Raw genomic sequence first — 9487 nt, 5'->3', positions numbered from 1 at the left:
CAAGAACAGGCTTTTCGGCCTGTTCCACAAAGAGTGAATTTTCTTGTGGAACAGGCCGAAAAGCCTGTTCCTAAAAAGCTTACTGAGAATGGTGCAACATCTCAGTTTTAACCGACTTTCGCTGTCAGACGGGGGTTTCAACCCCCGGCGGGTTAAAGAGAATGGCGCAATATGTCAGTTGTAACGCTGTATTCTCGTCCAAAACCCGGTTGCTGAGTACCCGCGCCTCGATTTTCAGCTTTTAGAGAGATGTAAAAACTCGCCCGATCGCTACACTATTAACTAGGAACTCAGCAATTTTGGAGAAGAGGTGAATTGAAATTCGTTTCCGACCCGCAAATAAAAGTCAAAATCCGCAAAATGAACGAGCGGGTGCGGTGGCAAGAACAGTCGATCGTCCATCGGGGAATCGACCAAACTCGGATGGTTTTAGAATCTCAAACCACCGACTCTCCAGAGTTTTCGTTTTTAGTCGTAGGCGACAGCGGCACGGGCAATCACCGCGGCTACAATCCCCAGCGGCAGATTGCCGAACAGATGGTCTCGGAGCGCGAAACCTGCCGTTTCGTCCTCCACACGGGCGATGTAGTTTATCTCGTAGGTTCCAGCGAATATTACTTGCAAAACTTTATTCGCCCCTACCGAGAATTTATAGTCGGCGGCGAGCATCCCTCTCGGATTGCCTACGATCGCATGGTGTTTAACTTTCCGTTTTTGCCCGTACCGGGAAACCACGACTATTACGACTTGCCGATAGTCTACGGCATTCTGTCGGCGACAGCTTTGCCGCTGCGCCGGCTGTTGGGTTCCAAGTTGGATCTAGATGTCGGCTGGCACGGTTCCGATCGCGGAAACACCTACGCCAAAGCCTTTCTCGACTACCTGCAATCTCACAAAATGCCGGGAGAGCTCGATCGCCACCTAGACGCCCACTACACCGCCAGCACCAGCACAGGCCGCTGCATCCGCTACCAACCCGGACGCTTTACCCGCTTACCCAACCGCTACTACACCTTCTGCAGCGGCGGCATCGACTTCTTCGCCCTCGACTCCAACACCTTCAACGAACCATTACCGATCCCGAAAACCAAACAGGGCGACATTCGCCGCCAGAATTTGGAACTCGATCGCCAGAAGTTGGAACAAGAAAAATTGGCAATGCTCGAAATGTGCGATCGGCTCAAGCCGGAGATTCCCGAGGAAGACGAACAGCTAGACGACTTGACCGCCAAATTAGAGCAAGTTGACGAAATGTTGATGGATATTGACAAACAACTGTCCCCCGACAAAACAGCCGCCACGGACGTTGAACAGCTCGAATGGCTGAAAAAAAGGCTGATTGCGTCTTGGGCTGATTCCGAAGTGCGGGGGCGGGTAATTTACCTGCACCATCCCCCCTACGTGACTGAGGCGACAAAGTGGAATCAAGCTCAAACTTTGGCGGTTCGGTGGCGATTGCGCGAGGTACTCGATGGGGTGGCCGATGCAGTTGGGGATGCGGCGCAGGGGCGTCCGCTTGTAGATTTGGTGCTGACTGGCCACGCTCACTGTTTGGAATACCTGCGGACAGGGAATACCGGACACGGCGACTCTGGGATTAATTGGATTGTCTGCGGGGGAAGCGGCCACAGTCTCCGCCGCCAGCGCCCGGAAGGGCCGATGTTGCAGGAAGCATTGAGTCCTGAAGCTTATCGGTTGGCGCGGCAGTCTGGTTCCGAAACAGCCAGCCGGCGGGTAGCGGAATCTTTGCTATTTGTCGGCCGCAGCGGCCAAGGTTCCCACAAACGCCGTCCTTATTCGTGTTTGCGGATTGATGTTCTCGATGGGTGTCCCCCCAAGTTCCGCATCCGACCTATGGTTGTTGAACGATTTGAGGGGAAATGGCAGGATATCTCGATCGAACCTTTTGTGATTTAGCATCAGTCATTCAATTTGATTGTGGGCCGTTGCTCCTAGCCCGCCCAAACAGGCTTTCCGGCCTGTTCCACAAAAATTCAATTTGATTGTGGGTTGGGCACGCGAGCCCGCCCAAACAGGCTTTCCGGCCTGTTCCACAAAACCAACCTCACTTAATTCAGGAGAAAAAATCAATGATTGCTAACTTAACCGCCACCGGCTGGGAAATTATTTACCACCGCGCCCATGCTTTGCTCGCCGCCCAACTTGGCGGACAGTGGAAGCGCTCGAAATCTCCGCTTCGCTTGTACGAAACCATAGCCGCGATTTCGCATCACGATGATTTGGAGAAAGAGTGGGAAGAAAATATTTTGACAGAAGCGGGCGCGCCCTTTGATTTTACGTTGCAGACGGAAACTTCTATGCCGAAAATTAAAGCTATGGCGCAGAATTCCCTATATCGCGGTAGGTGGGTAGCCATGCTGATTTCTATGCACATGAGCTTTCTCAATGAAGGAAAGCGGGGAGAGTCGAAGGAACTCGATGAGTTTTTGGACGAGCAACTGGAAAATCAAAAAAAATGGCGCAAAGAGTTGCAAGTTTCCGAGGAAGATGCTAAGGCAGCTTATGCTTTTTTCCAGTGGTGCGATCGGCTATCATTAATTCTTTGCAGCCGCGAGTTACCCGCCGGAGAACGAGCTTTAGAAATTAGTGTCGGCCCGGACGGCAAGCGCTACGATATTGTACAGCACAGCAACGAACTCGTGACTGTAACTCCTTGGCCTTTTGAAGACGATAAGTTTACTGTGAACGTCGAAGCGTGCCTTTTGGATAAAGTCAAGTTCGACAGCAACAAGGAAATCAAGGAAGCGCTGCACAAAGCTCCCCGCGAAGTCTTAGAGTGGACTTTTGTGAAGTCTTAATTAAACATTGAAAAATAGGTGAGGGTTGTTGTCGGAGTTTGGTGGGCCTTGCATGTGTGTAAACTTAAGGTTACAACCATGTCTATATCAGGGTTATAGTTGAGTCTCGATCCCCCCTAACCCCCCTTAATAAGGGGGGAAAAGAACACTCAAAGTGGGTATTATTAAGGGGGATTTAGGGGGATCGAAACTTGGATACAAACAAAAAAAATCGATGGTTTGAGTTCCGCCATTACCTATTACCTATTACCAACTATGAAACGTTCAGCTTGCCTAATTTTCAATCCCGTCGCCGGCAACAGCGACCCCGACCAAGACTTAGCTAAAATTCAGGAACTTTTAGAGCCTTTTATTGACTTAGACATTCGGCAGACAACCCCAGAATTAGACGCCGATCAAATCGCCCGCGAAGCAGTTGATAGAGGAGTTGAGGCAATTATTGCTTGCGGGGGCGACGGCACATTATCCGCAGTTGCTGGGGCGGTTGTCAGCACAAATATTCCTTTAGGAATTATTTCGCGGGGAACTGCTAATGCTTTTGCTAATGCTTTAGACATTCCGAATACAATTGAAGCCGCCTGCGAAAATATTTTGGGAGGGTTGACGCGGGTGGTGGATGCGGCGCTTTGCAACGGTGAAATGCCGATGGTGTTGTTAGCGGGAGTGGGTTTTGAGGCGGAAACTGTCGAACTTGCCGATCGCGAAATGAAGAATCGCTGGGGAATGCTCGCTTACATTCTGTCAGGAATTAAACAGTTAAACAATTTAGAAAGATTTGAAGCGGAAATCGAAACCGAAGATAAAATTATCCACCTTACTGCTGTGGCCGTGACAGTGGCGAATGCAGCGCCGCCTACTTCCATTTTAGCTCAAGGCCCGGCGGGGATTGTTTTTGATGACGGCTTGCTGGACGTGACGCTGGTTGCGCCTGAGAATAAAGCTGGGGCGATCGCAGCTTCTTATCACTTATTGCAAACAGCTTTGAGCGGCAATCCTACCGATCGCGACGACATCGGTTATTTGCGGGCAAAAAAAATAAAAATTACTACCGATCCGCCTCAAAAAGTGGTTTTAGACGGGGAAATCATCGGCATGACTCCGGTTTCTATTGAGTGCGTTCCGGGAGGTTTAACTATTTTTGTACCGCGAATTGAAGAAGAGCCAGTGGTGGAAAAACTCACTGGTTTAGCAGACATCGAAGTTACATTGAAGTAGAATTAGCTTCTCCCGTAATCTCTGCGGGCAGTTAAAATTTGCGTCTGCAACAATCAATTTCGGCGGTTAGAAACCGCATCTACACAAACTCTCGTCCCAGCAGAGGGGGACTGGGAGGGAGACCGCAGGAGCGGTCTTTCTTTTTTAGGCGTCTAAAATTTGGCGAATGCGGCGCTCCAAACGTTCGAGATCGAGTCCGCCTTCATCGCGGCTGATGCGGCGCACGGTGACGTTAACATTGCTCAAATCTGCCAGCAAATCTTGCAGGATTTCTTGTTGCTGCCGAGCTTGAGTTATTTCGCGCGGTTCCTGCACCAAATCGCGAACAATTGTATCTTCAGCGCGGGAAGCAACGATCGGGTCTGCTTCGCCGTCTACGTGCACGAAAGTGCGCCGACCAGGCCCCCGTTCTTCTTCAATTGGTATTACTGCTGTTACTCGATCGGAGCGTACATATTTGCCAAATCCCAGGTGGACTAAGACAGAAGATTGTATTTTCATAGATAGCAAGTTTTATTTGTTAGTTATCTATATTTTAACTTTGCCAACTCGGATATGACAACTAATATGCTAGCTGTTTCTACTACAATATGTGGCGGTATTTTGGGTCTTTTATAGTTGTCAATTTTTCTAAAAAGTGCTAAGTTAATTAAATGGATATAACTTACAAACGGTGGGTCAGAAACCGGGTTTTTTACGAAAAGCCGCACTCGAACCAGCAGATTCGGTAAAAACCCGGTTTCTTTGGTCGGAGCGCGTAAATCCTGTTACCATAAAAATAGAGCAGTTTGCGATCGCCCGCAGCGCATTTCAGGGACACAGCCTACCGATTCGAGATTTGAGCATTACTTCCACGGAAAAACAGGAAAGCCTAAATCATGTTAATTAGTCTCGACTTAGTTATCAGCCTCCTGACAGCAATTCCCTTCGGCACTATCAAAGACAAGTTTCAGCGCAACGAAACTGTCATCAAACTCTTAAAAAAATTTAACCTCGACCCCGATGCACCGCCGGCAGAGTTTAGCGGAGTTTATGTTTACACTTTAGTAGAATACGGCGCTGGCAAACCCAAGCAGATTTTAGAACTGTTTCGCCAAAAAGAGATTGAATCAGCATTTCGCAAAGCCTTCGAGTCCGACAGCCCAGCCATTTTAATTAAAGCAGGCGATGAATATCTGAATGAAAGTGCTTTAGGCAAAGAAATTCGAGATTTAGGCATTGACCCCAGACGGGAATTCATGGCATTTGCCGCCGTGTTTATGGAAGTAGCAAAGCGGACGCGGACGCTGGGAGATGTGATGGTGGGAAATGCGATCGCCTCTTTGCAAAAACGCCTATCTATGGTAATGGATCGCATCGAACGCCTTCCCACGCTGGAAGGAATTCGCACCGAGTTTGCGCGCTTGGAACCCGAAGATTATCCCGCACTTCCCGCCGCAGCATCAAGTAATATTCAAAAGTCTCAAGCTTTTATTTTGTCACAACAAGTTCGCGGTTGGTTTGAAACATTAAGTTATAAGTTTGAAACCTATCAAATCTTGGAAGATAACTATTTTGAATGGATTATCAATGTTCCCGTCAGACGCAATCGGTACGATCGCATTTTAGTGCGCGGAATAGCCGGAGAAGCGGGACTCAGGGATATCTCAGCTTTGCGCGAGTCGGTGGAAAAACAGCGCACCGATGAAGGCTGGTTAGTCACTGCCCGCCGCATCAGTCGCGCCGCGCGGGATGAGGTAGAAAAAGCCGAAAACCGCGATTTAGCTTGCTATACTTTCGATGAATTGCTTGACCAAGATGCCGATTTTTCCGCTTATCTCAACTGGCTGGAAACTGAAATTACCAGCCGGAGAATTGATACCAAATATGTGCCGCTAGCTTGTACAAAAGAAGAAATTGACCCCGATACTCACCGCAAGATAGGCGTGAGTCATTATGGAGAACGAGATGGGTGGATTGAAGGTTATATTGACCTGTGGTTAAATGACCCAGTTAAAGAACATATTTCAGTTTTAGGAGAATTTGGGACTGGGAAAACTTGGTTTGCGATGCACTATGCTTGGATAGCGCTGCAACGCTACCGAAATGCTCAAAAGCGCGGCTTAGAACGTCCGCGTTTGCCGTTAGTAATTCCTTTGCGAGATTACGCCAAAGCAGTTAGTGTCGAGTCCCTATTTTCCGAGTTTTTCTTTCGCAAACACGAGATACCTCTGGCGGGTTATTCGGCCTTTGAACAACTCAATCGCATGGGCAAATTTCTGTTGATTTTCGATGGTTTTGATGAAATGGCCGCTAAGTGCGATCGGCAAGAAACCATCAACAACTTCTGGGAACTAGCAAAAGCCGTCGTTCCCGGCGCAAAAGTCATCCTCACTTGCCGTACCGAACACTTTCCTGAAGGCAAGGAAGGACGGGCATTGTTCAATGCAGAACTGCAAGCATCAACAACCATTTTAACAGGCGAAACTCCCCAATTTGAAGTCTTAGAATTAGAGAAATTTAACGACGAGCAAATTGGGCAAGCGCTGTCATTTCAAACAGAAGCGACGACTGTCGAAAAAGTGATGGGAAACCCGCAACTATTGGATTTAGCGCGTCGCCCGGTGATGACCGAGTTAATTTTGGAAGCATTGCCCGATATTGAAGCTGGAAAACCCGTCGATATGTCGCGGATTTATCTGTATGCGGTGCGGCGGAAGATAGAGAGAGATATCAAAGCAGAACGGACTTTTACTTCGTTAGCAGATAAGCTTTACTTTTTGTGCGAACTGTCTTGGGAAATGCTGTCTACCGACCAAATGAGTCTCAATTATCGCGGTTTTCCCGATCGCATTCGCAGCCTGTTTGGTTCCGTCGTGCAAGAGGAAAAAGACTTAGACCACTGGCACTATGACATGATGGGTCAAACGATGCTGATCCGCAATGCAGATGGGGATTATACTCCGGCGCACCGTTCGTTGTTAGAGTTTTTTGTCGCTTATAAATTTGCAGCAGAATTGGGAGTTTTGGCGGCAGATTTTACCGAATTAGTTGCGCCGGAACAGTCTTGTTTAGATGCTAATGCAGCGCCTCAAGAATACACTTGGTCAAATTATTGTCGGCTTCAGGCGCAGAAGAGAAATAACAACGAACTTATCGCGCCTTTGAAGGGATTTGTTGCTGAAGATTTAGGTCAACTTCTTCAGAGTTTCGGACACGCGCCGCTAACAAAAGCAGTCATGGATTTGTTGTTGCCGATGCTAGTAGGGGCGGTGCCCCCGTGCCCGCCCGACCAAGGTTTAGGGGCAACCACGGGGGGATTGCCCCTACTCGAAATTATAGAAGCAACGCGAGGCAAAACTGAAAGTGAGGTAGGTTATGTGGGAGGGAATGCGGCGACGCTGTTGGTGAAAAAGGACAATGCTGCTGTAGAAGGAAAAGACCTTTCTCATACCATCATTAAAGGTGCTGATTTTACAAAGGCTAGCCTGCGACGTGTCAATTTTGCTGATGCGAATTTAGCAGAGTCTGTTTTTGCTAAAGCCTTTCGTACAGTTAATTCGGTCTCCTTTAGTCCAGATGGCAAACAATTTGCTACAGGTGGTAGTGATGGTGTTGTTCGTTTGTGGGATGCAGTCAGTGCCAAAGAACTTTTAACTTGTCGGGCACGGAAAAATTCAGTGCATTCAGTTGCTTTCAGTTCAGATGGTGAAAGGCTTGCCAGTGACAGTGTTGACAATAGTATCAAGCTTTGGGATAGTCATACAGGAGAATGTTTGCGGACTTTCACCGGACATGAAAATTCAGTGCGTTCAGTTGCTTTTAGTCCCGATGGTGAATGGCTTGCTAGTGGCAGTTATGACAAGACTATCAAGCTTTGGAATAGCCATACAGGAGAGTGTTTGCGGACTTTAAAAGCACATAAAAATTCTATAAGCTCAGTTACCTTTAGTCCCGACGGTGAATGGCTTGCCAGTGGCAGTTTTGATAATACTATCAAGCTTTGGGATAAGCATACAGGAGAATGTTTGCGGACTTTCACCGGACATGAAAATTCGCTTCTTTCAGTGGCTTTTAGCCCCGACGGTCAATGGCTTACCAGTGGCGGTTATGACAAAACTATCAAGCTGTGGGGCAGCCATACCGGAGAGTGTTTGCGGACTTTCGCCGGACATGAAAATGGGGTAAGTTCAGTTACCTTTAGTCCCGACGGTGAATGGCTTTCCAGTGGCAGTTTTGACAATACTATCAAGCTTTGGGATAGGCATACGGGAGAGTGTTTGCAGACTTTCACCGGACATGAAAATGGGGTAAGTTCAGTTACCTTTAGCCCCGACGGTGAATGGCTTTCCAGTGGCAGTTTTGACAATACTATCAAGCTTTGGGATAGACATACCGGAGAGTGTTTGCGGACTTTGACCGGATATGAAAATGCGGTTTTTTCAGTCGCATTCAGTCCCGACGGTGACTGGTTTGCCAGTGGTAGTAGTGACAATACTATCAAGCTTTGGGATACCCATAGCGGAAAGTGTATAAAGACTTTCAAAGGACATAAAAATAGAGTGAGTTCAGTCGCATTCAGTCCCGATGGTCAATGGCTTGTCAGTGGCGGTTGGGATAACACAGTTAAACTTTGGAATATCCATACTGGAGAGTGTATTAAGACTTTCACAGGACATAAAAGTTGGATTTATTCAGTTGCCTTTAGTCCTGACGGTACAGGGCTAGTTAGTGGCAGCGGTGACAACACGATCAAACTCTGGGATAACCATACCGGAGAGTGTTTTCTGACTCTCACCGATCGTGAATCTAGAGTGCGTTCAGTTGCTTTCAGTCCCGGTGGTGAATGGCTAGTCAGTGGCAGTAGTGACAATACTATCAAGCTTTGGAACAGTCATACTGGAGAGTGTTTGCGGACTTTTACCGGACACAATAATTGGGTAAATTCAGTCACTTTTAGTTTTGATGGTGAATTGATTGCAAGTGGCAGTGATGACTATACTATCAAACTTTGGGATAGCGATACCGGAGAGTGTTGGCGGACTTTCACCGGACATGATAATTCGGTTTATTCAATCGCATTCAGTCCCGACAATCAACAGTTTGCGAGTGGCAGTGAGGACAACATTATCAAGCTTTGGGATAGCAATACTGGAGAGTGTTTGCGGACTTTAAGCGGACATGAAAACGCCGTTCTTTCAGTCGCATTCAGTCCCAGCGGTGAATGGCTTGCCAGTGGTAGTAGTGACAACACGATTAAACTCTGGGATGTCAATACAGGAGAGTGCATCAAGACTCTCACAGATGGACTTTATGAGGAGATGAATATCACAGGAGTTAGAGGTTTAACGGAATGTGAGAAAGCGACGCTCAAAGCTTTAGGGGCTGTGGAAAATTAATCCTCGCAAAGGCTGTCACTTCACCAAGTCCGACAGGGAATGAATTCCCTGTCTAATAGCGAAAGTCCTCTGAAG

General features: G+C 47.7%; 5 protein-coding genes. 4 read left to right on the top strand and 1 reads right to left on the bottom strand.

From position 1 onward, the window contains the following. The first annotated feature begins 315 nt into the window (after positions 1-315). From QUB16_RS07460 to QUB16_RS07450, 3 genes are all read left to right on the top strand, one after another. A complete protein-coding gene (locus QUB16_RS07460) occupies positions 316-1917 on the top strand; it encodes a metallophosphoesterase (protein WP_333315216.1) in 1602 nt (533 codons plus the stop codon). 173 nt (positions 1918-2090) lie between these two features. Beyond that, positions 2091-2819 carry a DUF3891 family protein gene (locus QUB16_RS07455; RefSeq protein ID WP_333315215.1) on the top strand — a complete coding sequence of 243 codons (729 nt, stop codon included), beginning with the start codon at positions 2091-2093 and terminating at the stop codon, positions 2817-2819. A gap of 255 nt (positions 2820-3074) precedes the next feature. Next, positions 3075-4034, top strand: a complete 960-nt coding sequence (locus QUB16_RS07450) for a YegS/Rv2252/BmrU family lipid kinase (protein WP_333315214.1) — start codon at positions 3075-3077, stop codon at positions 4032-4034. Positions 4035-4178: 144 nt separating this feature from the next. Here the strand turns inward: QUB16_RS07450 and QUB16_RS07445 are convergent, their stop codons facing one another. Next, positions 4179-4535, bottom strand: a complete 357-nt coding sequence (locus tag QUB16_RS07445) for a hypothetical protein (protein WP_006631047.1) — start codon at positions 4533-4535, stop codon at positions 4179-4181. A 377-nt stretch (positions 4536-4912) separates the two neighbouring features. On the opposite strand from QUB16_RS07445, the gene QUB16_RS07440 reads away from it, so the two are divergent. After that, positions 4913-9412, top strand: coding sequence for a WD40 domain-containing protein (locus tag QUB16_RS07440; protein ID WP_333315213.1), 4500 nt, complete (start codon positions 4913-4915; stop codon positions 9410-9412). The last annotated feature ends 75 nt before the right edge of the window (positions 9413-9487 follow it).

Origin of the sequence: Microcoleus sp. D3_18a_C4 (assembly GCF_036702415.1) — a bacterium.
GTDB lineage: Bacteria > Cyanobacteriota > Cyanobacteriia > Cyanobacteriales > Microcoleaceae > Microcoleus.
The sequence above is the reverse complement of the archived record's forward strand: the minus strand, read 5'-3'. Positions and strand labels throughout refer to the sequence as shown.